Source organism: Alloacidobacterium dinghuense (assembly GCF_014274465.1).
Lineage (GTDB): Bacteria > Acidobacteriota > Terriglobia > Terriglobales > Acidobacteriaceae > Alloacidobacterium > Alloacidobacterium dinghuense.
On record NZ_CP060394.1, the window covers coordinates 4,950,125 to 4,976,197 of the forward strand.

Below are 26,073 nucleotides of genomic sequence, written 5' to 3' on the forward strand. Positions count from 1 at the left end.
TAGATGCTTGATTTCTGTCGAGGAGAGGATCGATGCAATTGAGTTTGACGAAATCGCAAAGCAGAAACGGCGGCCCCGAGGCCGCCGTTTGAATCAGCAACGGACGCGGTCTACCAGAGCCCCCATGCGCGGCTGATGTAGTCGGTCAGCGACATGGTGATGAGGACGATGAAGGTGAAGAACCCTGCGGCAACCGTCAGCTTGGTCAGGCGCGAGCTGTATTTGACGTGCATAAAGAAGAGAATCACCAGCACAGCTTTGGTGCAGGCAATACCCAGCGCAACGACTGCATTGAAGTCGCCCATTTCTATATAGGAAGCGGCCACCGTAAGCCCAGTGCCCAACAGAAGCGCGCCAAAGATTAACGCGTAGATCTTCGGACTGACCATGTGTTCTGCGTGATGTGTTGGCTCGGTGTCCAGTACTTCGTTAACTTTGTGTGCAGACATAGCGTTCAAATCCTCACTGATGGCGGCTGATCAAGTAAAGCAAAGGAAATAAGAATATCCAGACAATATCGACAAAGTGCCAGTATAGGCCGAAGTTTTCAACCATTGTCATGTGGCCGGTGGTATAGGCTCCCTGCCACGCATGATAGATAACGAACAGCAGGATGGAGACACCGATCAACATGTGCAGCGCGTGCACGCCGGTCAGAAGGAAGTAAAGCGAAAAGTAAACCTGTGTCTTCTCGGCCATGTCCTGTGGCAGCGCCTTGTCCAGCGGATAACGCGGGTCCACGCGCGTGAAGTCGCTAGTACTGAAATTCAATCCGGGAACGTGATGGTGCTCCCATTCGTCGTGCCATTCATATGCCTTGATTCCGAGAAAGCCTATGCCCAGCAGCAGGGTTAGCGTCAGATAACGCAGCAGCGCTTTTCGGTTGCGGGTTTCCGCCGAGTACACGCCCATGGCCATGGTGAAGCTGGAGCAGATGAGCACGGTGGTGTTCAGCGTGCCGGCCCAAATGATCATCCAGTGGCTGCCCGCGACAAAAGCCGGGTAGTACCAGATGCGGTAAATGAGATATGCGGTGAACATGCCGCCGAAGAACATGATTTCGGTCAGCAGGAAAAGCCACATGCCGAAGCTCGACGCTTCGCGCTGCTGGCCCACTGTTGCGAAGTGGTGCTGCAGGTGCGGCGAATGCGCGTGGTCGACTTCGCTCTGGTTTGCAGGAACTGCGATCGCCTGGCTATCCAACGGTCTGCACCTCGTTCTTGGTCTGGTTCGCCAGCCATTCAAAGTCGTAGGCCTCGAAGTCGACGACGGGCGTTTCAGGGAAGTTCTCAGTCAATGGCGGCGACTGCACCTGCCACTCAAGACCAGGAGCGCGCCACGGATTGCTTCCGGCGATCTTGCCATATTTCAGGGACCACGTCAGATAGAGCATCGGCAGCACGTAGCCGATGGCGAGGATTGACGCGCCAGCGGTGGAAAGCACGTTGAGCACCTGGAACTCCGGCGGATAGGAATGATAGCGGCGCGGCATGCCCAGGTAGCCCACGATGAACTGCGGGAAGAAGGTGAGATTAAAGCCGATAAAGAGAACAGACGCAGCCAGTCTCCCCAACGCCTCCGGATACATGCGCCCGGTGATCTTGGGCCACCAGAAATGGAGGCCCGCCATAAACGCGCTGACCATGCCGCCCACCATGACGTAGTGGAAGTGGGCCACGATGAAGTAGGTCTCAGTAAGATGGATATCCATACCCAACGAGGCCAGCATGACGCCGGTTAGTCCGCCTATGGTGAAGAGGCCAATGAAGCTGAAGGTGTACAGCATGGGCGTATCAAAAGTGATGGAGCCCTTGTACATGGTCGCTGACCAGTTGAATATCTTGATGGCGGAGGGCACAGCCACCAGCATAGTCATCAGGGAGAATACGAGCGCAGAGTAATTTGAGATGCCCATGATGAACATATGGTGCGCCCAGACGAAGAAGCTGAAGACCGCAATGGCCACCGAGGAAAAAGCTACCGCGGTATATCCGAAGACCCGCTTGCGGCTGAAGCAGGCAACGACTTCGGAGATCACCCCCATGCCGGGCAGGATCATGACGTAGACGGCAGGATGCGAATAGAACCAGAAGAGGTGCTGGAACAGCAGTGGGTCGCCACCTTTAGTGGGATCGAAGACGCCGATGCCGATAGCACGCTCCATCACAAGAAGCACCAGCGAGATGGCGATGACCGGAGTGGCCAGGACAAAAATGATGGAGGTCGCGTAGTACGACCAGATAAACAGCGGCATCCGGAACCAGGTCATGCCCGGGGCGCGCAGCCGGTGAATGGTGACGATGAAGTTCAAGCCAGTGAGAATGGACGAAAAGCCGGCAACGAAAATACCCAGGGCCGCACCGACGACATTCGTGTTTACATAGTGCGTACTGAGAGGCGTGGTGAAGGTCCAGCCTGTATCCATGCCACCGCAGATGATGGCGTACAGCTCGAAGCAGCCGCCGGTCACGAAGAGATACCAGCTCAGCAAATTGAGCCTGGGGAAGGCCACGTCCTTGGCGCCGATCATCAGCGGAATGCAGAAGTTTCCGAGCACCGCCGGAGCGATCGGCACCAGGAAGAAGAACACCATGATGATGCCGTGAATAGAAAATAGCTTGTTGTACGTGTCGGCTGCAACCAGCTCGCCGCCGGGAGTCAACAGGTTAAGCCGAATCAGGGCGGCTGCGGTGCCGCCGATGGTGAAAAAGAAAACGGTGGTAAACAGATAGAGAATAGCGATGCGCTTATGGTCAAGCGTAAGCAGCCAGCTCTTCAGGCCGTATTCGTTATTCAGAAAGGACCGCTTCGGAAGACTGGCCGTCTCCTGCGGAGGAAGAACGATCGCTGTTGAGGTGCTCATTGCTTCACCATCCCCTGCCCGGCCGCCGGCGCTGCGGGCGCGACGGTCTCTACATGGCTCGTGTTCAGCGTCTGATGGACGCGATAGTTCGAGTTTAAGTTCTTGATGTATTCGACGAGACTGATTAAACCGTCCTCACTGACCTGGCCTTGATAAGTAGGCATGATCGGCGAGTACCCCGCGACCTGATGCATGGTTGGATTCAGAATCGTGTCGCGCAGGAAGGCGTCATCCACGGTGACGACCGAGCCGTTTGCCATCTGCAACTTGCCGCCGTATACCTCAGCCAGGCTGGGACCGTGCGCGTCCGCGCTACCCGAATGGCAGGAGGCGCAGCCTAGGCTGGCAAAGAGGCGCTCCCCATTCTGCGCGAGCGAGGAGCCGCTGGTGGATCCGGCCGTCCACTTCTGATAATCGTCCGGCGTCATAGCGACGATTTCGCCGATCATCTGCGAGTGGAGTGTGCCGCAATATTGCGTGCAGAACAGATGATAGGTACCGGGCTTGGTGGCTTCGAACCATACGGTGGTATAGCGACCGGGGATCACTTCGCGCTTGACGCGGAATGCCGGTATAGAAAAGCTGTGGAAGACATCCTGCGAGATCATGGTGAGCTGCACTGCCTTGCCGGTGGGAACGTGCAGGGCGTTGATCTCGTGCTGGCCGCCGGGATGCTCGGCCTTCCACATCCATTGCTTGCCCACGATATAGATATTCATGGCGTTTGTGGGCGGGTTGTAGATACGGAAATAAAGCAGCGCGCCCCAGACAAACGCAATCAGGAAAAGACCCAGGGGAATAATGGTCCAAGTCGTCTCCAGCAGCGTGGAGCCTTCGATCTGGATGGCCTCCGGGTGTCTATCCTTGCGGTAAAGGATGGAGAAGGAAACCACCATCGCTATGACCACCATCGTTCCAAACACCGAGATGAGAAGCAGGTAAAGGAAGAACGCGTCGGAGTACGGAGCAATGCTCGACGCCTCGGGTGGAAACAGCGGCAAGCGGCTGAGGAATTTCTCGAGAAATTGCCAGAGTACTGGACTGATGTAATGCATCGTTAATTTTTATCCGTTCACGTTTTTCCAGTTTGGTACCGGCATGGCCTTTTCTGACTTTCGATCACGCCGGAACATCACGATCATGTACCCACCGAGGCAAAGCATCGTGATCATGCAACCCAACTGCACCACACGCGCGACAATCAGGCTGTGCCTGCTCAGAGTCGGGTCGTAGTGGTAGCAGTAGGTCATGATCGCATCGACCGGAGAGCCGATCCTGTGCTCTGACGCTTCCACCAGCCCGAGCCGCAAATCTTTCGGCGAATATTCAACGCCGAGGTAATACTGCGAAAGCTTTCCATCCGGGGTCACCAGTTCGATGGAACTGGCGTGCGCAAACTGCGTCAGCTTGCCATCCGGGCCGGGGACGCGAACATAACCGAAGCCGGTTGCATCGGCGAGCGCGTTGATCGCCGGTTGCTGCCCGGTGAGGAAGTGCCAGCCATTCGCCGTTTCCGGATGACCATAGCGCTTGATGTAGAACGCCTTCTTCTTCGCTGCAAGCTCCGGCGTCTCGCTCGGATCAATACTGGCGACAATAATGTCGAAATCCTTGCCCGGGCGGAACTTTACCATTTCAAGCGCGCCAACGAGGCCGTTCAGTTCCTCAGAACAGAGCATCGGGCAGTTGTAATAGACCAGCGACAGAATGGCCGGACGCCTCCCGAAGTAGTCGCCCATGCGGACGGCTTTTCCGGTTTCGTCAATAAACTGGCCGTCTAGCGGAATCTGCGTATTGAGCTTCTGCACGATGGTGGCCCTGGTCAGCACGGCAGGCAGGTGATCGCCTGCGGGATCTCCCATCTGCTTGTCGCCATAACTTGAAACCTGTGCCGAAGCAGCCGAGGTGGCGAACGCAAGTCCGGCCGCGAGCGCCAACGCGCCTTTTCCCGTTCTGCTTTCCCGAATTTTGCTCAGTATCTGCATTCTGCTTCTATGCTAATCCGCTTTTCAGGGCGATTCACGCCCGCCGCGCCGTACCTAATTATTGTTCGCTTTGCTCGATGCCTGCTCGCCCGGCTCGTGGGCAGCGCCTTCGCGTAGTTGCTGTTCATAGGCCGTGCGCGCAAACCCATCAGTCAAGGGGACTTGCACCGAGATGGCGCTGTCACCGGCCATCAATGGTTCCGACGCCTGAGGCTGTTGCTGCACCGGCAACCCACGTTGCGCAATTAACTCCATGGCGCGCTCGATCGGGATGCGCACCGTGCCCTTCGAGCGGTCGATCCAGCTGTAGTTATCGAGCAGAAGGTCCTCGCGGGCATGTAGATCAGCCGTATCCTGATTGCCGTCGTCACCCTGCAGGCGCGGCGTGGGAAAGGCCTGCGTCAGCTGATTCAGCTGTTGTTGTTCGAGCGCCGGGCTCGATTCCATCCGGTATGTCTTGCCCGCTTCGGCGCTTCCCTGATTCCATCTGTTCGGAGGGCCATCGCGTTTCACGAGGGCATTGTTAATGACCTTGCCCATACCGAAGCAGAAGACGAAGAACACCGCAACCGAAATAAAGAGGCCGATCAGGAAGACGATGATTCCATGGGCGCTTACGTCTGTAACTTCGTAGCCCTCCCGAACGGAAGCGGCTTTGTTATGCGACTCGTGCTCGTGGGGGTTAGGCGTGTGCATGTTCAGGCTCCAGAATCTCGGCCACGTGCGGATCGTTGGTGGCTACCAGCGGACGTGTAGTCAGTTGCCAGGAGTAGAAGGCCGTCCAGAAGGAAATCAGCGCTCCCGGCACGGCGATGTATTCAAGAATGCCGATGCTGAAGTGCAGGTTGCGCGCCGCATCCTTGAAGTTCGGTTCGATCAGCCACCACATATCCCAGCAGCGGGCGAAAATCATGATGCAGCAGACAACAGCCAGACGGCTCTTGATGCGCTTCAGATCGCGCGAGAGCAAAAGGGTAAAGGGCAGGAGCCAGTGGAAGACAAAATCGAGTGTGGCGATCACACCCCAGTCGCCGCGGATCCGATCCAGATACCAAGGAATCTCTTCCGGCGAGTTGCCCGACCAGATGATAAGGAACGCGGCAAAGGCAAGGTAGATATTCAGCATGGTGAAGGCGAGGCAGAGCTTGCCCAGATCGTGCTGCTCTGTAGTGCGCATAATGGTCTTGATCGGTTGCGCCTTGGACAAGCCGATCAGGGTCAGGATCACCAGCGCCAACACTCCGTAGGCCTGGCCTACGAGGAACTGCAAGCCGTAGACGGTGGAATACCATGTCACATCGAGTGACATGACGCAGTAAATGGCAATTGCGGTCAGGGTCAGGGAGTAGAGCACGACACCGAAGCCGCTGAGGTTTTCGAACTTAACTTGCCAATAGGGAACATTGGGCGCAGAGTCAGCATCCCGCTGCAACGACCATTTGTTGAGCAGGAAAGTGTAGAGCGCCCAGCTGGCAAAACAGAACAGCATCACAATCCAGAAGCTGGTTGGATTGAGCATGGGCTTTTTCCAGATGATGGCATGTGCCTGCTCTGCGTTGATCAGGTGATCCTTGAGGGCAGCTGCAGCATCGGGATACCGTGCCCACAGATACAACTGTTTGAGCGAGACGCCGAAGATTCCGACGGGCAGGAAATAGAGGAAGACCAGCGGCAACGTCCGTGTCATGGCCTCGAGGGGGCGCCGTATGAGCAAGCCCCACTTGCCGCCGGAGAGATACTGCGTCATCAGCAGCGCCATACCGCCGCAGCAAAAGCCGAAGCAGATCATGAAGCCCATCAGCCATGCGCGCAGGAAGTGGTTCCAGCCGTCTCCGGCAAGAAATCCGAGAATAATACCGAGGACAGAAAACACCGCACCCACTGCGAGCGCTCGCCTGCGCCAGCCATGAACAAAGGCCGGCGCCGAAAGGTCAGCGGGCAATGTTTTCTCGTGATAACTGTGTGCCATTCGTTCTGATCCTTATTGCTTAGGCTCGGGCGAAGTTGTTTCGCCTTTTTTCGCACCTGTCGCAGTTGCAGGCTGCGGCGTTAAAGTCGGCGTCTTCGGGTTCTCCGCTGGAGCACCAGCGACGTTGCCCACTGGTGGCAGCGCATTGACCTCGGTACCTGTAGCCATCGGCCACGGGCCGGCAAAACTCGCCGGAAGTCCCTGCTGCTCCGCGACATCGCTCAGGTTCTGGACATGCACACCCTGGGGCACATCAGACTCTTTCGCGTTCTGACTCAACTGCAACGCCCGGATATACGCCGCGACAGCCCAGCGATCCGCCGGCGTCAGTTGCGCGGAGTAGTCGGGCATTGCGCCGTAGCCGTTGCTCATCACAAAGAAGTAATGGCTCAGCGGCTGATTGAGGCGTTTGGAGTCATGATAATTTCCCGCCGGCTTGTATCCACGCTGCACGATCATGCCATCGCCGTTCCCCACGCGTGAATGGCAGGGCGTGCAGTAAATATTGAAACGCTCCTGCCCGCGCTCGAGGACCGTGAGCGTGGCGGGGAAGGGCATCGCATCCTGCTCTTTGCCGTTCACCAGACCTGTGTAGAAGTATTCATCTTCACGCAGTTGACCGCGAGCTACCGTGTGCTCCACCTGCGGACGTGCGGAGCGGCCATCGGTGAAGAAGTCGGTGCCGCGCTGCGGAATGAATTTCGGCTGATCATGCATGTCCTGGCGGCAGCCGGCAAGCAGCGAGATCGCTGCCAGCGCGCTCAGGGACAAACCCGTTACACCCCGTCGACGTCGACCTATCGCCGGGGACCCCGTTGTGCGGATTCGGATCATCGTCTTAATACTCCACCTCCACCACGGAGACCGGCTGCCAGCTTTCAAGAAATGCCCGTGATTCTGCAACATCGAACTTCGGATCGGTTGATTCCAGACAAAGGAAAAACTTGTCCGAGGTGGCGCCCCTGCGGAAGTTGGGTGCGTTGAACAGGGGGTGGTAGACCTGCGGCAGTCCGCATACGGCGAGCATGCCAAATGCGGCCGAAAGCCCGGAGAAGAGAATCGTCCATTCGTAGGCCGGGACGATAAAGGCCGGCCACGAATAATAGGGACGACCTGCAATGTTCAGCGGGTAAGCCCAGACCGAGATCCACGTCTCCAGGCTGAACATGGCGACTACACCGAGCAGTCCCCCGATCAGGCAGATCAGCGAAACGTTGTCGCGATGGAAGCCGATCGCCGCGGCCGCTTCTTCGACCGGGTATGGCGTATAGCAATCCATTCGGCGATAACCGGAGTCATAGGCAGCCTGCGCGGCCCGCACCAGGTCGCTGGGCGTGTCGAACTCGGCGAGCAATCCGTAGGTTCCTTCAATGATCGGCATTAGTCACCCGCCTCCGGCAGCGGTTCGTCTTTGGGGTGAATCTTTGCCTGCGGCAAAAGGATGCGTAGCTCAGACATGGGAATCATGGGAAGGAAGCGAATAAAGAGGAAGAACAGGAACGTGAACAGACCCAACGTTCCGATAAATGTTGCATAGTCCCAGCGCGTGGCATTGTATGTCCCCCAGGACGACGGCAGGTAGTCGCGTGTCAGACTGGTAACGATGATGACGAAGCGCTCAAACCACATGCCCGTATTCACGATGAAGGACATGATAAACATGAGCGCGACGTTCGTCCGGAACTTGCGGAGCCACATCAACTGCGGCAGCGCGATGTTGCAGGTGATGAGAACCCAGTAGGACCATCCCATCGGCCCGAACATGCGGTTCCACATCATGAAGTATTCCCAATGGCTGGCCGAGTACCACGCCATAAAGACTTCCATCCCATAGCCATAGGCCACGATTCCGCCGGTCACCAGCATGACCTTGCCCATGTTGTCGATATGGCGGATGGTGACGATGTCTTCAAGGTGGTAGAACTTGCGGATCGGAATTGCCAGCGTGAGGACCATGGCGAAGCCGGAGTAGACAGCGCCAGCCACGAAGTACGGCGGGAAGATGGTCGTATGCCACCCGGGCAGGAGCGCCACAGCAAAATCGAAGCTGATGACTGTATGCACCGAGAGCACGAGCGGCGTCGAGAGGCCGGAGAGCAGCAGCGAAGCCGTCTCATAGCGGACCCAGTGCCGGACTGACCCGCGCCAGCCGAGTGCGATAACGCCATAAAAGAACTGCCCGAACTTCGATTTTGCGTTATCGCGCAGGGTTGCCAAATCGGGAACCATGCCGATGTACCAGAAGACTACCGAGATGGTCGCGTAGGTCGAAACCGCAAAGACGTCCCAGAGCAGCGGCGAGCGAAACTGCGGCCACACGTCCATCGTGAAGGGCAAGGGGAAAAGCCAATACCCCAGCCACGGACGACCCGTGTGGATAAGCGGGAACATTCCGGCGCAGACGACGGCAAAAATCGTCATGGCCTCGGCGAAGCGATTGATCGAGTTACGCCAGCTTTGCTTGAAAAGCAGCAGGATGGCAGAGATCAGCGTTCCGGCATGGCCGATACCGATCCACCAGACGAAGTTGATGATGGCGAAGCCCCATGCGACCGGCTGTGTAATGGCCCAGATGCCCGTGCCGCGAAGGAAGAGCCACGTGACCGCTACAGTCAGCAGAGTGACCCCGCCCCCGGCCAGAAGGAAGCCTCCCCACCAGCCAAGAGGAGTATGGCTGGTGAGGACGATGCCCGAGAGCTTTTCGGTAACCGACTTGAAGGTATGCCCCGGCGCAATGACCCGGAGTTCCCCGGTTATCGGATCCAGCATCGGATCGTTGATTGGTTCTTTGGTTGCCATATTCCGTTCAGCCTCTTAGCGCGAGGGCCTATGCCTCGGCCAGTTCGGGGTTCAAGTTCAGCACTTCTGCGATATAGGTCGTGCGCGGGCGCGTGTTGATATCCGCCAGTACGCCGTAAGTCCGCGACTGCTCCTTGAGCTTGCGCACCTTGCTCGCGCGGTCATTGATGTTGCCGAAGATGATCGCGTTGGTCGGGCAGGCCTGCTGGCAGGCCGTCACGATCTCCCCATCGCGAATCTCGCGGTTTTCCTTGTCCGCCTGAATCTTTGCCGCATTGATGCGCTGCACGCAATAGCTGCACTTTTCCATCACGCCACGGCTGCGGACGGTGACGTCCGGGTTGCGCATCAACTTCAGGCTCTCGGTTTCGTAATCGGAGAAGAGCAGAAAGTTGAAGCGGCGCACCTTGTACGGGCAATTGTTCGAGCAGTAGCGGGTACCCACGCAGCGGTTGTAGACCATCGTGTTGAGGCCTTCCGGCGTGTGGATCGTCGCGCCCACCGGGCATACCTGTTCGCAGGGAGCGTTCTCGCAATGCTGGCAGGCCATCGGCTGCAGATGCGCGCGCGGCGCAGCGAGATCGCCTTCGAAGTACGTGTCGATGCGAAGCCACTGCATGTTGCGACCGACTTTGACCTGATGCTTGCCGACAACGGCGATATTGTTCTCCGCGTAGCAGCTCACGACGCAGGCGTTGCAACCGACGCAGGCATTCATGTCGACCGACATGCCCCAGGCGTTCTTGTCGTAACGATAGGCCGGGAACATAGACGTCGTTGTCTCCGGCGTATCGTGACCCTCGCCTTCGTGCGCGAAATTCGGATTCTGCTTGAACTCTTCGAGCGTGGCGTAGCGGATGATGCCGCGGTCCATCGACTCGTTGCCTTCGATCGAATGCGTCCCGCTGCCGTCGCCGCCGTGCGCAATCGCGCGATGGTCGGTGTAGTGGCTCTTGGTGACTGCGAACTCATAGACATCGCCGGTCTTGCGCAAATTCGCGCCGCTTACGAAGAGCGGTGCATCCGAACTGCGCAGCGCGTAGGCATTGAAGCCCTGGCCGCTGCCGACGCGGCCTGCGTGGGTGCGTCCCTGCCCAAGCGTAAGCGTAATCGTGTTATCGGGGTGACCCGGAACCGCGAAAACCGGCGCGAGAATCTTGAGGCCGTTCACGCTGATCTCGACGACATCGTGCTCGGCAAGATCGAGCTGATTCAGCGTGGCGTAGCTCATCTGGGCCGCGTTATCCCAGGAAAGATTCGTCACCGGACGGGGCAATTCCTGCAGCCAGCCCACGTTGGCGAAGCGGCCATCGTAGAGGTTGTAGTCGGGACGGAAGACGATCTCTAACGCGTCTGCGCCACCGGCCGAGCTGGCGCGAGCAGATACGGGAAGATCGCCAAACTGATTGTTCGAGCCTTGAGACACGGCCTTGGCTGCACCTACGCCCTTTGGCTGGAAGGCCGTATCGGCGATGAAGCCATCATGCAGGGCTTTGCGCCAGTTGAACTCGAAGTCGCCCTTTCCGGAAAGCTGTTGTCTCCAGTTTTCGCGAACTGCGTCGTATCCAGACAGATCTGGATTGTCGAGCATGGCCTGCACAATCTCATGCGCCGTATGTCCGCCGTAGAGCGGATTGATCATCGGCTGGACAACCGTAACCGTGCCATCGTACGCGCGAGCGTCCGACCAGCTTTCAAGATAGTGCGCGCTGTTGATGTGCCACTGAGCCATCACCCCGGTCTCGTCCAGGTGTGAACCGAGGTGGACGATCGTTTTCACGTTGCCCAAGGCGGCATCGAACTTCAGATCGGCGGGTGCGGCGTAAACCGGGTTGCTGTCGAGAATGACCAGCCACTCCACTTTGCCGGCGTTCATGTCAGCGACCAGCGATTTGAAGTCGCTTGTCTGGACTGAAGGCAGCGGGTTGACCGTTTCGGTGTAGGCGACGGTCTTGCCGACATTCCCGAGCGCTTCATTGATAGCAATCGCCGCGAGATGAACCGAGGACGACTGCTGCTCCCCCGGAATGACAAGGCACTTGCCTGCATTCGACTTCAGGTCTTTGGCTACAGCAGCAAGGAATTTCTTCGCGTCATCCGACCCGTTGTAACTGGCGGATCCCGATGTGAGCGTTCCAGCGAGAGCCGCAGCAAATGGGCCGATATCGCTCGCACGCAGCGCTAGGCGATGCTCAGCCTTGAGTCCGGTCGTCGTCGTCCAGCTTTCGACAACGTACAGACGATTCATCTCTGTCGTGCCGTCGAGCCTGCGCTTGTTCGCGTAGTCCTTCGCCAGCTTGTGGAAGCCCGGCTGGACCGCTCCGGAGAGAAAATCCGCATCGAGCGAGAGGATGACATCCGCCGCATCAAGCTTGTACTGCGCATCGAGATAATCGCCAAACGCGGCCTTGGACGCCGCATAGGCTGAATCGCGGTTCACCGCGTCATACTGAATCCACTTCGCATTCGGGTAAGTTGCTTGCGCCTTCTTCCACTGGGCCGCGAGAGTCGGCGATGTGACGGTTCCGCTCAGGAAGTAAATGCCAGTTCCACCTGCAGATTTTTTGTCAGCCAGTGCACTTCGCCATGCCGCCTGGAAAGCCACCCATGAGCGCGTTTCACCACGATAGGTTGGGTGCTGCGAGCGATCAGGATCGTAGAGATCAAGCAGCGTTCCCTGCGTCAGCGGATCGGAGCCGCCCTTGTTGTACGGATGCTCAGGATTCCCGTCGACCTTGATCGGCCGGAAAGCATCGCTCTTTACCAGCACCGGAACTGCGCCGGTCGGGAAGGGAAATGCCGTCGCGAAATACATCGGCTTGCCGAGGATCAAATCCTCCGGCGCCTTGACATACGGGTAGATCGGCTCATCGGGCTGCTTGGTGCAACCGGAAAGACCGGCAAGCGCCAGCGAAGCACCTGCGAGCTTCAAGAATCCGCGACGCGATACCGGGTCAATCCACTCGGAAGCCTGCTGCGGAAACTCGCGACTCAGCAACTCGCCAAATTCAGGCTTCTCCGCGAGTTCGTCGACACTTCTCCAGTATTTCTTGCCCGTCTTGCCGCTTAATTTTGCACGGACCTCTTCGAGCGTCAGGGCTTGGGACTTTTCCTGCTCCTGAGCCTCGAGCATTACCAATCCGTTATTCTTCATCTCTTGATCGCGTCTCTCGCCTTGCACGACTGTCAACTGCTTGTCCGTCTTCATCGATGGCAGACCTCGCAGCTCGACAGGTCGCGCGGATTGCGAATGTGATATTGCGCTTCCAGGAACTTGCCCATCTCTTCCTGGCTGGTGAACTTCTGATAATTCAGCGTCGCCGGAACCGCAGCGCCGCCTGCATCGCTCGCCGCCTGTCCGTGCAGTCCAACGGAAAGCATCTGCAGCGAGGCCATCTGACCGCCAGTATTCGAAGTTGGATCGGTTGCCGTGCAGGTTACGTCTTCAGCAGTCGGAGTGCCTGTTTTGGAGGACTGCTTCACGGCGCACCATTCAGGCTTCAGCTCGCTCGGTCCGGTCCACGCCATATTGTAGATTTCACTGGTTGGCCTGATGTTCGCCGCCGGATGGCGATGGCAGTTCAGGCACCATTCCATCTGCAGCGTGTTCTGTTGATACATGATCGGCATTTCATCGACGCGGCCGTGGCAAGTCGAACAGCCCATGCCTTTGTTCACGTGAATTTCATGGCTGAAGTAGACAAAATCCGGGAGATCGTGGACCTTCGTCCAAACAATCGATTGGCCTGTCGCCCAGCTATTCCGGACCGGCTCAAGCAGCTCGGCATTGGTCCAGATCTGTGCATGGCAGTTCATACACGTCCGCGTGGGCGGGATACCGGCGTAGCTCGACTTCTCGACCGACGTATGACAGTACTGGCATTGAATACCCAGTCCCTGCACGTGATGCTTATGACTGAAGGGAACCGGCTGGTCGGCGCGCTGCCCCTGGCGAGTCACCCAGGGGGATCTTTGCAACTGATCCAGCGTCACACCTAAAGCAATTACGATCAACCCCGTTAAGACCAGGCTCATCCGTGCCAGCGCGTTCGAGCTGCGGTCAAAAATCTGCGCCATGAATGCGTTCCTGCTTCCTCAAAATCCGTAAAAGTGGTGGAGGGTTTTAGCGTCACGGTCCGGCTTTACGATCTGCCGAACACAATTTTCAAATGAAAAATCAATATAGCAGGCGAACAGGTAGAATCGGCAAGTCGCGCCACAGTACCGGGAAAATTTTGTGCTTATTTTTCCGCATTTGAGTAACCATTCCCTCAACAGCATCGCGCTCATAAACATGCGGAGTAATCGATGCGGTTACCTGAGAAGTAAATAGAAACAGGCCGTCTTCTCTATAATCATCTCCCAGCAGATGAAGCGCTTCCTGTTTCCCATTCTCGGACTGTGGCTGCTGCTGTACGGCTCGTTCGCCCTCGTGCGTCCGCCACTACTCGACGACGCGGATGCTCTGCACGCCGAAGCAGCGCGTGAGATGCTGCTGACGCACGATTGGGTCACGCTTCACGTGAATGGCATTCGCTATCTCGAGAAGGCACCGCTGCTTTACTGGAGCATCGCAACCAGTTTCAAAATCTTCGGCGTTCACGACTGGGCTGCGCGATTGCCTCTGGCTCTTTACGCTCTGGCGCTCTTTATCGTTATCTTCGCGCTTGGACGTCGTCTCTTTGCCTCGCTGACGGCCGGCTTTTACGCCGCTCTTTGTCTGCTGACGGCAAGCGGCATCTTCGGTTTCACTCGCATTCTTCTCCCCGATGTGATTCTCTGCCTCTGGCTTTCGCTGGCGATGTACTTCTTCTGGAAATCGCTGGGCGAAGCCACCCCCTCGCTGGCGACCGCTCTCGGATTCGACATCTGCTGCGCGCTCGGCGTGCTGACCAAGGGCCTGGTCGGCGCGATCATTCCGTTCCTCATCATCCTCATCTTCCTGTTCATGACGCGGAAGCTCCGCCACCTTCTGCGCTGGCACCCCATCACCGGCCCCATCGGATTTCTCATCGTAGCCGCGCCCTGGCACATCCTCGCTGCGCTGAGAAATCCCTCCATTGGCTCAATGGGTGCAGCTCCTTCGCCAAAGAATGTCCACGGATTCCTTTGGTTCTACTTCGTCCGTGAACAGTTCGCGCGCTATTTCAGTCCTACGAGCCATAACTTTGACTCGGTGCCGATTCCGCTCTTCTGGCTGCTGCTGCTGGCTTTCATCGCTCCCTGGTCCATCTATGCGCTCATCGTCCTGGCGCGTCACGACTGGAAGGGAGCCTTTCGCCGCGAAGAACTTGACGAGCGTCAGCGCGTAATGATGTTGCTCGTCATCTGGATCGCGGTGGTGATGTTCTTCTTCAGCTTTCCCGCGCGCCAGGAATATTACGTGCTGCCTGCTCTTCCGCCCATGGCGCTGCTTGCAGGATATTGGCTAGCAGATGCGGAGGTCTCGCCAGCGCCGGCAGGGAAGGTCGTAGCCTTGATCCTGTTCATCGTCGGCCTGCTCGCAGCCGTCGCATCACTCCTGTTCGCGATTTACTTCAAGCCGCTGCCCATCGGCACCGATGTAACGCAAGTGTTGCAGGAGATGACGCGCAGCCACCGTCTCTTCTTCGGACACTTCTTTGACCTGACACTACGCGCTCTGGGAGCATTTCGCGTTCCGCTCACCATTACGACAGCCGCTCTCCTTGTTGGCCTTACCGCGAACCTCTGGTTCCAGTTCAAAGAAAAGGTGCGCATGGCGAACTGCTTTCTCGTCGGCACCGTTACCGCTTTTCTCATCGCCGCACATCTGGCTCTCTACATACTGTCGCCGGCTATCTCATCCCAGATCCTCGCCAACGCCATCAAGCCGGAGATCGACAAGGACGACGTCATCGTGGTCAACGGCCGCTATGAACGCGCATCCTCTTTGCCCTTTTACCTTGAACGGCAAGTCCAGCTTTTGAACGGGCGCGGCGGCGGACTCTGGTACGGCTCGTTCTTCCCGGATGCACCCGAGGCTTTCATCAATAACGATGCGCTAGCGCAACTGTGGACTGGCCAGAACCGCGTCTTCCTGTGGACACCGCTCGATCAGGCGCCACAGCTGCCCGGCCAATCCTTCGTGATCGGGCGCAGCGGAGGGAAAGAGATCCTCAGCAATCAACCAAGCGCCCGCGGCGCCGAATTTTAGGGACTAGCCCCTTCGACTGCGCTCAGGGCGGGCTGCCCAGGCAAACGCGCCATCGGCGCCTAGTTTCCGACAGGATTGGCAACGAACTTCGGCGTGTTCGCCTCTGTGCCAAACTGCCAAGCTGTGAGATACGCGAGCTTGAGAATTTTCGTCATCTTCGCGTAATCAATCTTGTCCGCTGTGTCTGTCGTGTGGTGGTAGTCCGGATGAAAGCCGGTGAACCACCAGAAGGCCGGGACATCGTGCAACACGAAGGGGAACTGATCGCTGCGGAAGAAAACGTTCAGCGCATTCTCGTGATCGAAGCGGTCGTCGAGCACCAGCCCCACATACTCATTTTCTGCGACCACGGTCTGGTTGTACTGCGGGCTATAAAGTGCTCCGATCAGATTCAGGCGGTTGGTCGTGTCCTTGGGAATCTCGATCAGCCCGTTTGTCTGTTCGCTTGGCGTCTCGTCGCGCCCGATCATGTCGAAGTTGATCATGGCGCGCGTCGTGTCTAAAGGCCGCAGAGGATGGGCCGCCATGTAGTAAGAGCCGAGCAAGCCGCGCTCCTCGGCAGCAAACACAACGAACAGAATCGACCGTTTTGGTTTCAATGGATTAGCAGCAAAGGCATGCGCCAGTTCCACAACGCCGACAGTGCCCGACCCGTTGTCGTCCGCGCCATGCCAGATATCCAGACCGCCGGACGCGTTCGGCGAAGATCCATCGTGATCATGGTGCGCGCTGATGAGGATCGTCTCCGGGCTCAACGCCGGATCGCTACCTTGCAGCAGCCCGGCCACGTTGTATGCCGTTCCCGTGGTGCGCGACAGGTTCTGGAAGTGGAGGTTTACGGTTGTATCCGGAAGAGCGCGCGATTGCGGGGAGAGATCCTTGTCGATGCCGGCCTGCAACGCGGACGGGCTTGCGCCGGCTGTCGACAGTAACTCTGCAGCGATCGCGTCAGAGACAACTGCAGCCGGAATGTGCAGCGCATCGTCGGCTAGCGCCTGTCCCGGTATCGGGTTCGCCCGCGTGGCGCTGCCGCCGATACGCGCCACCCGCTCCTGGTTCGAGGGATGCTTGCGATTCGGCTCGGCCACGATCAGAATCGCCACAGCGCCGTGCGCCTGCGCGTTCATTGCCTTCACCCGTGTCGTGGCGTAGCGAGTATTGCCGGTTCCGTTAAAGATGGAGTGCGGATCGTTTTCCTGCGGCTCGTGATCGAAGACGAGCACGATTTTTCCCTGAACATCGATGCCCTTGTAGTCGTCGTAGTGCAGCTCGGGCGCGGTGATCCCATAACCGGCAAAGACAACCGGCGCAGAGATATCCACATTGTCGTGATAACCGCCCAGCACATCCGGAAACTGCCATTTCTTTTCGCTTTCAGAGCGCCTGAGCGCGACAAAGCTCGCTTTGCGGTCAGGACGGTATTCGATCAAAGGCACAGGCTGCAGATAGCTCTTGCGGCCACTAGAATCCGTCACCTGCGGTTGCAGTCCGGCCTTGGCAAACTCCGATGCGATCCACTCCGCTGCAGCATCGTCACCGGGCTGCAGCGACATTCGTCCCTGTAAAGCATCTGAGGCAATGAAAGCAAGATCGGCACGCAGGTCCGTTTCGCGAATCTGCTCGAATCCAGTACGCACGTCCGTCGGAACAGGCGGCAACTGGGCGAATGTGTACAGGCAATTTGCAAAGAAAATGACAGCAGGAAGCAGGCGAGATAGAAACCGCTTGTCAGGCATGCACACAACATATCCGAGTTTGCGCCGCCCGCTTAAGGTTTCTTCTATCTGGTCGTAGTGAGGCGCTGCATCCTGCCATCTTTGAGGGCGAAGGTCTGGTCGCGCCACGTGACCGTGTTCCCTGCATAGCTCCACACCCAAACACCGAGCGCGATCATGTCGCGCGGAAGCAACAGCCACAAATCGCGCAGTACCTCGAGATCACGCAGCACTCCGACGCCGATAGCCAACGCCACCGTCACCCGTGCCGCGCAAACAAGACTCAGCAGCGCCACACTCGGCAGGCTCGCGCCCGCAGCGAGCACGTTCAGCACAGCCCACGGCAGTCCAAAGGTGAAGACGACCCCAGCGTATCCCTTCTTGCGGACATCACGCATGCCGCGCGCCCACCGCAACTGATGTGCAAGAAATTGCCGGAAGGTATAAGCCGGAACCGTCGTCTCGACAACTTCATCGGCCAACTCGACCCGATAGCCTTTCGCCGCGATGCGCGCCCCGAGTTCGTAGTCATCGGCAAGATGGTCCACCAGCGGCCGCAGCCCACCGATCGCGTCCAGGGCCTCGCGCGACATGGCCAGCGTCGAGCCGAGGCCGAAACGGATCCCGCCCTCAAGCTTGCGCGCTGTCAGCACTCCGGCTGCAAAGTCGGTCGAGATGCCGATAGCTTCCATCTTCGATCCAATTGTCTGGTGCGAGCGTCCGCGATAGAGCGCCGTCACCATACCAACTTCCGCATTTGCGAACGGAGCCACGACCCGCGCCAGATAGCGCGGCGAAACTTTTATGTCACTGTCATTGATCAAAATGTGAGCGAAGCTCGCCTGCGGGACCATCAGCGCCAGATTGCTTACCTTGCCGTTTGCGCCCAGCACCTCAGGGCAGAGAACCAGCCGGATGGCAATCTGCGGGAATTCGGCCTTGAGCTGCTCGACAGCGGCGACAGACGCGTCTTCCATACTGCTGACGCCGAAGAGAATTTCATAATCGCCGGCATACTGCTGTCGGCAATGGCTGACAAAGCTCGCATACATGTCATGATCGAAGCCCTTTAATGACTTCAGAATGCTGACCGGAGGATGAAAGGCGTTCGTGTTCTTGCGCTTGCGGCGCACGAAGTCGCGGGCGCTCCAAAGCGCTGCGAGATAGAAACCCAATCCGCATAGAGCGAGAATGGATGTGATGCTTTCAACGATGACTGCGAGCATGAATGCTCAGTGTAGCGTTTCTATGTAATTGCACGAACCTGTGCTGATACACAGGATAGCGGTGGGGGCAAGAATGGCGCGAAGCGCGTATGCCTGGACGGCGAGTCCTCACTCGTAGCGCAGGGCTTCGATCGGATCGAGGTTCGCGGCTTTCCATGCCGGATAGATGCCGAAGACCAGCCCGATCATGCATGAGACGGTGAAACCGATCATCGCCCACATGCTGGACATGGTCGCAGGCAGCGCGCTTAACAGCAGACGTATCAACAGCGTGATGATGCCGCCGGCAGCAATGCCGATCACACCTCCAAGCGCGCAGAGCGTCATCGCCTCAATGGTGAATTGCAGCAGGATATTGCGCTTGGTTGCGCCGATGGCTTTGCGCACGCCGATTTCCTTCGTTCGTTCGGTCACCGAAACGAGCATGATGTTCATCACACCGACGCCGCCAACCATCAGACCTACGCTGGAAACGGCAACCATGAAGATCGCAAGACCGCCGGTCAGCTGATTCCACAAGCGTGTCAGCGAATCAGGGCCAAAAATCTCAAAGTCATCAGGCGCTTCTACGTGAACCTTGCGGCGACGGCGCAGCAGTTCGCGCACTTCGTCCTGGACAAGGTTGCGGTTCTTGGGATCGTCATATTTCACGCTGACCCAGACGCCACCGGTGACTGCATCTTCTGGGTGGAGCTTCATGAAGGTGTTGATGGGGAAGAAAGCCGCGTTGTCGTCCGGATTGCGGCCACCGCCAAAAGGCTGCTTGCGCTTGTCAAAGACGCCAATCACAGTAAAGGCATTGTTCTCAATGTTGACCTCTTTGCCCAGCCCGCTGTCGTTCCCGAAGAGTTGCTGTGCCGTGTCATATCCCAGGATCACCACGTTAGCGCGCCGCTGGTCTTCATCTTCGGTAAACATGCGACCTTCGATCAGAGGAATGTCGGCAACTTCCGCAACCTGCACAGAATCACCCTGCAGAAGTGTTCCTTGCGCTTTCTTCTGGCCGTACTTCACGCCAACGATGCCGGCTTGAAAGATGGGGTTCACATGCCGCACACCACCGTCGGCCGCGACCACGTGAGGAAGATTCCGGATAGCCGCGACGTCGTCGAAGGTCAGCTTCTTGCGCGCAAGCATCTCCGCTGTGGGTCGCACGCCAATCACTGGCATATGGAAGACCCAGAGCACGTCCGTCCCCAGCGTACTCACCCATGCCTGCACATTATTGTTCAGGCCGCTGATGATCGAGGAGATGGTGATCACCGTCGCCACGCCGATCACGATGCCGAGGATGGTCAGGCCGGAGCGCAGCTTGTTCGTCCGCAGCGTCTCGAATGCCATGCGAACCGCTTCCCGCGAATCAGCAATTCTCATCTCGATCTCCCTTCCTCACTACATCTCCGACCGCAAAGCCACGATGGGGTCGAGGATGGCAGCCTTGCGCGCTGGATAAACTCCAAAGAAAATACCTACGCTGGCGGAAACAAATAGGGCCAAAAATACTGACCAGATCTGAATGTCGGATGGGAAGCCAATCAACACCGTCACCAGTTTGGCCACACCCGAGCCGCAGATCACGCCAATTGCTCCGCCCACCAGCGACATCGTCGCCGACTCAATCAGGAATTGCAGCAGGATATCGGTGTAGCGAGCTCCCAGAGCCTTGCGCACGCCGATCTCGCGTGTCCGCTCAGTCACGCTTACCAACATGATGTTCATGATGACGATGCCGCCAACGACCAGTGAAATCGACGCAATGCCGATGACGACAAAGAAGAAGGTCGAGCTGATGCTCGTCCACAGGCCAACGAAGGTTGCGTTGGTGTCGAGCGAAAAGCTGTCCTCGGCATTCGGCGCATCGTGCCGCCGTGAACGCAGCAGTGCGCGGGCCTCGTCGGACGCGCGATCGAGCGCGGGCCCCACCGACCCGGCCTTGATATAGATCACGACGCTCTTGTTCGTGCCGTATTTGCGTTGGTAGGTCGTGATCGGCACGGAGACATAATTGTCCTGGCTCTGGCCGAGAGTTTTGCCCTGGCGCTCGCCGACTCCGATGACGGTGTAAGGCTCGCCGTCTACGCGAATCTCCTTGCCCAGCGGGTCCATTCCGGGCATGAGGTTGTCGACGATGTCATAGCCAATGATGGCGGAGTGCGTGGCGTACTGCTGGTCGGCCGGAGTGAAGCTTCGCCCGAGCACCACGTTCAGATTGGACATTTCGGGCATATTCCAACTCCAGCCACGAATACTCGTATCCGTACTGGAATGTGTTCCATAGACCACCTTGCCCGTGGTGCTTTGCAAGGCGCCCACATCAGCACAGGCTTTGCAGTTGTCGCGAATGGCCTCATAGTCGTCAAGATGGATGTCTTTCCGCTTCTGAAATTTCTCGTACTCTTCGTAGGTGAAAATGACCGGCGGCTGTTTGCTCAGTGTGAAGACGTCGGCACCATAGCTGTAGACTTTCGTCGCCACGTACTTGTTCACGCCATTGGTCAGGGTGATGACGGCAATGACCGAGGCGACGCCGATGACCACGCCGATCAGCGTGAGGATGGAGCGCAGCTTATTCGCCCAGAGCGACTGCAACGCAATATTGATTGCCTCGGCAAATCCCATGAAGTATCGACTCGATGAATCAGCGGGAGAGGTGTGCTTTTAAAGCATACGCCACGATATGGCGCGGAAGACACACTTTCGCCCTACCGCGAAAGATACGAGATGAGTGGTGGGTTTGTTCCCTTGGCTGGATGGCTTACTGCAGAGGCAGCCCGATCCCATTCGAGGAGATCGGCGATGCTGGACGCTGCGCGAACTCCCGTTCGATGCGCTCGTTGATGCCTGCCTGGGCGAATTCGGCAGCCACGCGGATGCCGTTATAGATGGCGCGTTCATTCGACGAGCCGTGACCGATGATGCAGACACCGCGCACGCCTAGCAGCGGCGCTCCGCCGTATTCGGAAGGATCGAGACGCTTCTTGAAGGCATTGAATGCCTTGCGCGAGAGCAACGCTCCGACCTGGGCGGTCACTGTCGTGTTCAGCGAAGCCTTCAGCATGTCACGAACGAGCTTGGTCAGGCCCTCGGATGTCTTCAGCGCGACGTTGCCGACGAACCCATCGCAGACGACCACATCGGCATGACCGTTGTAGATATCGCGGCCTTCGACATTCCCGATAAAGTTGACCGGCAGCTGCTTGATGAGAGGCAGAGTCTCCGCTATCAGTTCGTTGCCTTTGCCTTCTTCTTCGCCAATTGAAAGCAGACCGACGCGCGGGCGCGAGATCTTCAGCACGCTGCGCGCATACATCTCGCCCATCACCGCAAATTGTTCAAGGTTATGCGGCTTGCAGTCGACATTCGCGCCCACATCAAGCAAGATGCAGGGCGAACCAGCACTGGTGGGAACTACAACAGCCAGAGCCGGGCGATCAACTCCGGGCAGCGCACCGAGCACCATCTTGGCCGTGGCCATTCCGGCGCCGGTGTTGCCCGCAGTGAAGAATCCGGCAACTTTCTTTTCGCGCACCAGACGCAGACCGACACGCATCGAACTATCCCGCTTGGAGCGGACCGCGTGCGCGGCCTTTTCGTCCATGCCAATGCGTTCGCTCGCATGAACGACGTCGATAGGGAGACGCTCACCGTCCAGATATTCGTGCAACAACGGGCGTATCCGCTCCTGCGGTCCTACGAGGCACACCCGCACGGGCAAGGTGCGGCAGGCTAGGATTGCACCACGAATCTCCGGGTCAGGCGCCTTGTCGGCACCCATAACATCGAGAGCGATGTTGGTCAGCATCGGGGGCTGAACTAGCTGGCTTCCTTCACGTCGAGCACTTCACGTCCCTTGTATGTGCCGCACTTGGGACACGCACGGTGGGGCAGCTTGCGCTCGTGGCAATTCGGGCATTCGGAGACACCGGTGGCGGTCAACGCATCATGTGCGCGGCGCTTGGAGGTGCGGGCCTTGGAGTGGCGCCGCTTTGGATTCGGCATTGCGGATTCCTTTCAAACAAACGGCCTGCCGGATTTTTCCTGAGCAGGCAAGAAAACTTTACGACTTCATCCGGCTGCCCAGATCCGACAACGCCGCCCAGCGCGGATCAACCGGCGCTGCATCGCAGGTACAAACGTCGGAATTCAGGTTTTGGCCGCAGCGCGGGCAAAGCCCTTTGCAGTCGTGGCGGCATAGCGTTCTGGCTGGCAGGGACAAAAGCACCTGCTCTCTCAGCACGTCTTCGAGCACAAGGCCGCTCTTTTGATAATAACCGATTTCGGTCTCATCTGTGTTAATCGAGCGCTCAGAAGCGCCTTGATCGATACCCAAAGGGCGAAAAATGAGATCGAAATCGCCTTTCAGGGAATGTTCCACCGCGTCCAGACACCGGGCGCAGGCCACTTCAACCTTGCCCTGGTATTTTGCCCGCAAGCGGATGTCGGGAACGACCTCGCGCGGGCCGCGATGCTCCTCGATCAACTCGGCGCGGCCAGCGACTCCGAGCGGCCCTACCTGCTTGACTTCTTCACCGTAATCGATCTCGCCGGAGGAAAGAGAAACATCAAATACGAGCGGTTCCCGTTCAAGATCGGAAATGGTAATCAGCATGGCAAACCTCACGGTTTTTGGGGGATTTTCCATCAGGGTATGGACTCAGGACCAGCGGGGTTAATTCAGCAAAATAGATCACCCGAAAAGCCTTGAAAGCCATTTTTTCGGACTTCTCCTTCGCGCCTTGCATAGGTAGTTTTTTCAATTACTTAGCCGGTTAAGCATGCGCGGGAACTGGTTGTTTTCAGTGGTTTACATCGATGCACAAGGCAAGCCATTTGGTATCTGCGATACCATCTTCCTGCGATCTCGGCCCTTTTTCTATTATACGAAATCGGCAACGGAAAGACGCCACCCATTGCTCTTCTTGAGAGAGGTTTGCACATGCAGCAGGCTCGAAGAGAGTATCCGGTCGCTGCCTGCCAAGACGGGAAGGGCGCACAATTTCATTGCCAGCCCAGCGCGATCTGGAAGGGAAAGAAGACAGTCTCCGCAGACGGCAAAACGCTGACCGAGGAAAGTAGCTTCATAGGAGTCAACGAGCCGGCCATGGCTGTCTATGACAAGGTCAGCTGAAATCTCTCAACCGCGAGGGTCGCTTAGCGACCCTCGGAGGCTGAGCCAGTCCGAGGACGCGAATAACCGGATGGCTGCAATGCCCGTGGCCCCCGCATGCACGCAGCTTTCGGCGTTGCCCGCCGTAATTCCTCCAAGTGCAAAGACCGGGATCGGTGCAGCAACTTTGCAGGCTGCCGCAAGAGCCTCCAATCCCTGCCCCGGCATAGTTTCCGATTCCAATCGCTTTTCAAAGACCGGCGCGAAGATGGCAAGCACTGCGCCATCGTCGCGCGCGTGTTCGATTTCCGCAAGAGTATGACAGGAGACGCTGATGATGGGATCGGCGACGACTCGGCTCATGGCCAGCCGCGCATCTTGAATCGCAAGACCGGGAAGACCCGCTGTCAGGTGGACACCGTCGCAGCCAGTCGCAGCAGCCACTTCGGCAGGACCATTCAGCAGGACGCGTGTGCTGGCCGCCACGGACCGCACTGCGCCGACAATGCCTTCGGCCAGCGCAGCGAGGTCAACCATAGCAAGATCTTTCTCGCGAATCTGCACATACTCCACACCAGAGCTGGCCCAAAGAACCACCTGCTTCATTAAGTCTTCAGAACGCGCAAAAAGCCTGCGATTGGTAATAGCGTAAAGTTGCACTGTTCAAAGTGTAGCGGGGTGGGATTAGAATCATCTTCCGGAAATGAGGGCCTCGAAATCGGACCGGATTCACAGAATCGCAACCACATTTACGAAATCTTGCCGATCGGCGAGTTACAGTAGTGTTTGCATCAGAGAAAATTTAAGAAATCCTGAACCACCGCGGACTCCTCATGGACACATACGATTTGCTTGTCATCGGCTCTGGCCCTTCTGGACAACGCGCTGCAGTTTCCGCGGTCAAGAAGGGGAAACGTGTTGCGCTGGTGGAAATGCGCAGCGTGGTAGGCGGCGTCTGTATCAATACCGGCACCATTCCCAGCAAAACTATGCGCGAGGCCGTGCTCCACCTCTCGGGCTACACCTACCGTTCCATCTACGGCATGAACTACCGCGTGAAGGAAAAGATCACTATGTCCGATCTTGCCTTTCGCGTGCAACACGTCATTAAGACCGAGATCGACGTGACCGAGGCGCAGCTTTCGCGCAATGGCGTGGATGTACTGACCGGGGTTGCCAGTTTTGTTGACCCGAACACTCTTCGCATTGACGGAGCACGCGGCACCAATACCTTCCATGCCGAAAAAATCATCATTGCCGTTGGCACAAAGCCTGCCAACAGTCCCAAAGTCCCCATCAACGGCAAAACCATCATCAACAGCGATCAGGTACTGGAGCTTCTTGATCTTCCGAAAACCCTGATTGTCGTCGGCGGTGGGGTTATCGGCGTGGAATACACCTGCATGTTCGCGGCGCTTGGCGTGCGCGTCACGCTGGTTGAAAAGCGCCCTAAACTGCTCGAGTTTGCCGACCAGGAAATTGTCGAAGCGCTCAGCTATCACCTGCGCGACAGCCGCGTTACCATGCGTCTTGCCGAAGAAGTGGAGAGCGTGGAAGAAGGCCCTAGTGGCGGTGTCGTCGCCAATCTTGAGAGCAAGAAGCGTATTTCAGGCGATGCGCTGCTGTATGCCGTTGGCCGGCAAGGAAACATTGCTGAGCTCAATTTGACGGCAGCCGGTATCGACGCCGATTCTCGCGGCCGCATTCCCGTAGACCAGGACTTTCGCACCAAAGTGCCGCACATCTTCGCCGTAGGCGATGTCATTGGGTTTCCGAGTCTTGCATCCGTCTCGATGGAACAGGGACGCATCGCGGTGGCTCGCGCCTATGGCGATGAAAACGAGCAGACGAATCCCGGCTTCTACCCTTATGGCATCTACACCATCCCGGAGATTTCTTTCATCGGCAAGACGGAAGAACAACTGACCGAAGAAGACGTACCCTACGAAGTTGGCGTGGCTTATTATCGCGAAATCGCGCGTGGGCAGATTCGCGGTGACACGACCGGGCGGTTGAAGCTGATCTTCCATCGCGAAACTCGCGAGATTCTTGGGGTGCACATCATTGGCGAAGGCGCGGCGGAACTGGTGCACATCGGCCAGGCTGTCATGGCCTTGAACGGTAAGGTAGACTACTTCATCGATTCGGTGTTTAACTATCCCACCCTGGCTGAGTGTTACAAGGCGGCTGCGTTTAACGGCGTTAATCGCCTGGCTAAGTTTGAATAGCATACT

23 protein-coding genes are annotated in these 26,073 nt (G+C 57.6%); 3 read left to right on the forward strand and 20 right to left on the reverse strand.

The genetic code is table 11. The annotated features are described in order from the left end of the window. Positions 1-110 precede the first annotated feature (110 nt). From H7849_RS20615 to H7849_RS20670, 12 genes are read right to left on the reverse strand one after another with little or no spacing between them, the layout of a single operon-like run. Positions 111-449, reverse strand: a complete 339-nt coding sequence (locus tag H7849_RS20615; RefSeq protein WP_186742101.1) for a cytochrome C oxidase subunit IV family protein — start codon at positions 447-449, stop codon at positions 111-113. A gap of 13 nt (positions 450-462) precedes the next feature. Continuing rightward, on the reverse strand, positions 463-1,203 hold the full coding sequence (locus tag H7849_RS20620) for a cytochrome c oxidase subunit 3 (RefSeq protein ID WP_251106381.1): 741 nt from the start codon (positions 1,201-1,203) through the stop codon (positions 463-465). Next, positions 1,196-2,863, reverse strand: a complete 1,668-nt coding sequence (locus H7849_RS20625) for a cytochrome c oxidase subunit I (protein ID WP_186742103.1) — start codon at positions 2,861-2,863, stop codon at positions 1,196-1,198. Before H7849_RS20625 ends, H7849_RS20620 begins: the two co-directional genes overlap by 8 nt. Then, on the reverse strand, positions 2,860-3,918 hold the full coding sequence (gene coxB, locus H7849_RS20630) for a cytochrome c oxidase subunit II (protein ID WP_186742105.1): 1,059 nt from the start codon (positions 3,916-3,918) through the stop codon (positions 2,860-2,862). The genes H7849_RS20625 and coxB overlap by 4 nt, the downstream gene beginning before the upstream one ends. A gap of 9 nt (positions 3,919-3,927) precedes the next feature. Then, the gene (locus H7849_RS20635) at positions 3,928-4,848 is read right to left on the reverse strand and encodes an SCO family protein (protein WP_186742107.1); all 921 of its coding nucleotides are present in this window, start codon (positions 4,846-4,848) and stop codon (positions 3,928-3,930) included. Positions 4,849-4,902: 54 nt separating this feature from the next. Beyond that, positions 4,903-5,544 (reverse strand): hypothetical protein, encoded by a 642-nt coding sequence (locus H7849_RS20640; protein ID WP_186742109.1) that lies wholly within the window; start codon positions 5,542-5,544, stop codon positions 4,903-4,905. Further along, positions 5,531-6,817 carry a hypothetical protein gene (locus tag H7849_RS20645; RefSeq protein WP_186742111.1) on the reverse strand — a complete coding sequence of 429 codons (1,287 nt, stop codon included), beginning with the start codon at positions 6,815-6,817 and terminating at the stop codon, positions 5,531-5,533. The genes H7849_RS20640 and H7849_RS20645 overlap by 14 nt, the downstream gene beginning before the upstream one ends. 12 nt (positions 6,818-6,829) lie before the next feature. Continuing rightward, positions 6,830-7,651, reverse strand: a complete 822-nt coding sequence (locus tag H7849_RS20650) for a c-type cytochrome (RefSeq protein ID WP_186742113.1) — start codon at positions 7,649-7,651, stop codon at positions 6,830-6,832. Positions 7,652-7,655: 4 nt separating this feature from the next. Continuing rightward, positions 7,656-8,198 (reverse strand): DUF3341 domain-containing protein, encoded by a 543-nt coding sequence (locus H7849_RS20655; RefSeq protein ID WP_186742115.1) that lies wholly within the window; start codon positions 8,196-8,198, stop codon positions 7,656-7,658. Continuing rightward, positions 8,198-9,616: an NrfD/PsrC family molybdoenzyme membrane anchor subunit gene (nrfD, locus tag H7849_RS20660; protein WP_186742117.1), complete on the reverse strand. Its 1,419-nt coding sequence runs from the start codon at positions 9,614-9,616 to the stop codon at positions 8,198-8,200. Before nrfD ends, H7849_RS20655 begins: the two co-directional genes overlap by 1 nt. A gap of 28 nt (positions 9,617-9,644) precedes the next feature. Beyond that, complete coding sequence (locus H7849_RS20665; RefSeq protein WP_186742119.1) at positions 9,645-12,824, reverse strand: TAT-variant-translocated molybdopterin oxidoreductase; 3,180 nt, start codon at positions 12,822-12,824, stop codon at positions 9,645-9,647. Beyond that, on the reverse strand, positions 12,821-13,693 hold the full coding sequence (locus H7849_RS20670; RefSeq protein WP_186742120.1) for a cytochrome c3 family protein: 873 nt from the start codon (positions 13,691-13,693) through the stop codon (positions 12,821-12,823). Before H7849_RS20670 ends, H7849_RS20665 begins: the two co-directional genes overlap by 4 nt. Before the next feature lie 292 nt (positions 13,694-13,985). Between H7849_RS20670 and H7849_RS20675 the strand changes: the two genes are divergently transcribed. Beyond that, positions 13,986-15,791 carry an ArnT family glycosyltransferase gene (locus tag H7849_RS20675; protein ID WP_186742121.1) on the forward strand — a complete coding sequence of 602 codons (1,806 nt, stop codon included), beginning with the start codon at positions 13,986-13,988 and terminating at the stop codon, positions 15,789-15,791. A 59-nt stretch (positions 15,792-15,850) separates the two neighbouring features. On the opposite strand, the gene H7849_RS20680 is transcribed toward H7849_RS20675, so the two are convergent. The 7 genes from H7849_RS20680 to H7849_RS20710 form a co-directional block, all read right to left on the reverse strand. Next, complete coding sequence (locus tag H7849_RS20680) at positions 15,851-17,527, reverse strand: M20/M25/M40 family metallo-hydrolase (protein ID WP_186742122.1); 1,677 nt, start codon at positions 17,525-17,527, stop codon at positions 15,851-15,853. A gap of 44 nt (positions 17,528-17,571) precedes the next feature. Beyond that, a complete protein-coding gene (gene hpnI, locus H7849_RS20685; RefSeq protein ID WP_186742123.1) occupies positions 17,572-18,732 on the reverse strand; it encodes a bacteriohopanetetrol glucosamine biosynthesis glycosyltransferase HpnI in 1,161 nt (386 codons plus the stop codon). A gap of 108 nt (positions 18,733-18,840) precedes the next feature. Then, the gene (locus tag H7849_RS20690; protein WP_186742125.1) at positions 18,841-20,106 is read right to left on the reverse strand and encodes an ABC transporter permease; all 1,266 of its coding nucleotides are present in this window, start codon (positions 20,104-20,106) and stop codon (positions 18,841-18,843) included. Between the two features lie 18 nt (positions 20,107-20,124). Then, on the reverse strand, positions 20,125-21,351 hold the full coding sequence (locus tag H7849_RS20695; protein ID WP_186742126.1) for an ABC transporter permease: 1,227 nt from the start codon (positions 21,349-21,351) through the stop codon (positions 20,125-20,127). 136 nt (positions 21,352-21,487) lie between these two features. After that, the gene (gene plsX / locus H7849_RS20700) at positions 21,488-22,534 is read right to left on the reverse strand and encodes a phosphate acyltransferase PlsX (RefSeq protein WP_186742127.1); all 1,047 of its coding nucleotides are present in this window, start codon (positions 22,532-22,534) and stop codon (positions 21,488-21,490) included. An 11-nt stretch (positions 22,535-22,545) separates the two neighbouring features. Further along, positions 22,546-22,731 carry a 50S ribosomal protein L32 gene (gene rpmF, locus H7849_RS20705; protein WP_186742128.1) on the reverse strand — a complete coding sequence of 62 codons (186 nt, stop codon included), beginning with the start codon at positions 22,729-22,731 and terminating at the stop codon, positions 22,546-22,548. 58 nt (positions 22,732-22,789) lie between these two features. Then, the gene (locus H7849_RS20710) at positions 22,790-23,341 is read right to left on the reverse strand and encodes a YceD family protein (protein WP_186742129.1); all 552 of its coding nucleotides are present in this window, start codon (positions 23,339-23,341) and stop codon (positions 22,790-22,792) included. Between the two features lie 327 nt (positions 23,342-23,668). Between H7849_RS20710 and H7849_RS20715 the strand changes: the two genes are divergently transcribed. Then, positions 23,669-23,860 (forward strand): hypothetical protein, encoded by a 192-nt coding sequence (locus tag H7849_RS20715; protein ID WP_186742130.1) that lies wholly within the window; start codon positions 23,669-23,671, stop codon positions 23,858-23,860. Positions 23,861-23,866: 6 nt separating this feature from the next. Here the strand turns inward: H7849_RS20715 and H7849_RS20720 are convergent, their stop codons facing one another. After that, positions 23,867-24,499: a thiamine phosphate synthase gene (locus tag H7849_RS20720; RefSeq protein WP_186742131.1), complete on the reverse strand. Its 633-nt coding sequence runs from the start codon at positions 24,497-24,499 to the stop codon at positions 23,867-23,869. Positions 24,500-24,672: 173 nt separating this feature from the next. Between H7849_RS20720 and sthA the strand changes: the two genes are divergently transcribed. Further along, positions 24,673-26,067: a Si-specific NAD(P)(+) transhydrogenase gene (gene sthA / locus H7849_RS20725; protein WP_186742132.1), complete on the forward strand. Its 1,395-nt coding sequence runs from the start codon at positions 24,673-24,675 to the stop codon at positions 26,065-26,067. The last annotated feature ends 6 nt before the right edge of the window (positions 26,068-26,073 follow it).

Excerpts from the sequence above, each read along its gene's own strand:
- H7849_RS20615 (WP_186742101.1), bottom strand. The coding sequence starts at position 449 with ATGTCTGCACACAAAGTTAACGAAGTACTGGACACCGAGCCAACACAT.
- H7849_RS20625 (WP_186742103.1), bottom strand. The coding sequence starts at position 2,863 with ATGAGCACCTCAACAGCGATCGTTCTTCCTCCGCAGGAGACGGCCAGT.
- coxB (WP_186742105.1), bottom strand. The coding sequence starts at position 3,918 with ATGCATTACATCAGTCCAGTACTCTGGCAATTTCTCGAGAAATTCCTC.
- H7849_RS20635 (WP_186742107.1), bottom strand. The coding sequence starts at position 4,848 with ATGCAGATACTGAGCAAAATTCGGGAAAGCAGAACGGGAAAAGGCGCG.
- H7849_RS20640 (WP_186742109.1), bottom strand. The coding sequence starts at position 5,544 with ATGCACACGCCTAACCCCCACGAGCACGAGTCGCATAACAAAGCCGCT.
- H7849_RS20645 (WP_186742111.1), bottom strand. The coding sequence starts at position 6,817 with ATGGCACACAGTTATCACGAGAAAACATTGCCCGCTGACCTTTCGGCG.
- H7849_RS20650 (WP_186742113.1), bottom strand. The coding sequence starts at position 7,651 with ATGATCCGAATCCGCACAACGGGGTCCCCGGCGATAGGTCGACGTCGA.
- H7849_RS20655 (WP_186742115.1), bottom strand. The coding sequence starts at position 8,198 with ATGCCGATCATTGAAGGAACCTACGGATTGCTCGCCGAGTTCGACACG.
- nrfD (WP_186742117.1), bottom strand. The coding sequence starts at position 9,616 with ATGGCAACCAAAGAACCAATCAACGATCCGATGCTGGATCCGATAACC.
- H7849_RS20665 (WP_186742119.1), bottom strand. The coding sequence starts at position 12,824 with ATGAAGACGGACAAGCAGTTGACAGTCGTGCAAGGCGAGAGACGCGAT.
- H7849_RS20670 (WP_186742120.1), bottom strand. The coding sequence starts at position 13,693 with ATGGCGCAGATTTTTGACCGCAGCTCGAACGCGCTGGCACGGATGAGC.
- H7849_RS20675 (WP_186742121.1), top strand. The coding sequence starts at position 13,986 with ATGAAGCGCTTCCTGTTTCCCATTCTCGGACTGTGGCTGCTGCTGTAC.
- H7849_RS20680 (WP_186742122.1), bottom strand. The coding sequence starts at position 17,527 with ATGCCTGACAAGCGGTTTCTATCTCGCCTGCTTCCTGCTGTCATTTTC.
- hpnI (WP_186742123.1), bottom strand. The coding sequence starts at position 18,732 with ATGCTCGCAGTCATCGTTGAAAGCATCACATCCATTCTCGCTCTATGC.
- H7849_RS20690 (WP_186742125.1), bottom strand. The coding sequence starts at position 20,106 with ATGAGAATTGCTGATTCGCGGGAAGCGGTTCGCATGGCATTCGAGACG.
- H7849_RS20695 (WP_186742126.1), bottom strand. The coding sequence starts at position 21,351 with ATGGGATTTGCCGAGGCAATCAATATTGCGTTGCAGTCGCTCTGGGCG.
- plsX (WP_186742127.1), bottom strand. The coding sequence starts at position 22,534 with ATGCTGACCAACATCGCTCTCGATGTTATGGGTGCCGACAAGGCGCCT.
- rpmF (WP_186742128.1), bottom strand. The coding sequence starts at position 22,731 with ATGCCGAATCCAAAGCGGCGCCACTCCAAGGCCCGCACCTCCAAGCGC.
- H7849_RS20710 (WP_186742129.1), bottom strand. The coding sequence starts at position 23,341 with ATGCTGATTACCATTTCCGATCTTGAACGGGAACCGCTCGTATTTGAT.
- H7849_RS20715 (WP_186742130.1), top strand. The coding sequence starts at position 23,669 with ATGCAGCAGGCTCGAAGAGAGTATCCGGTCGCTGCCTGCCAAGACGGG.
- sthA (WP_186742132.1), top strand. The coding sequence starts at position 24,673 with ATGGACACATACGATTTGCTTGTCATCGGCTCTGGCCCTTCTGGACAA.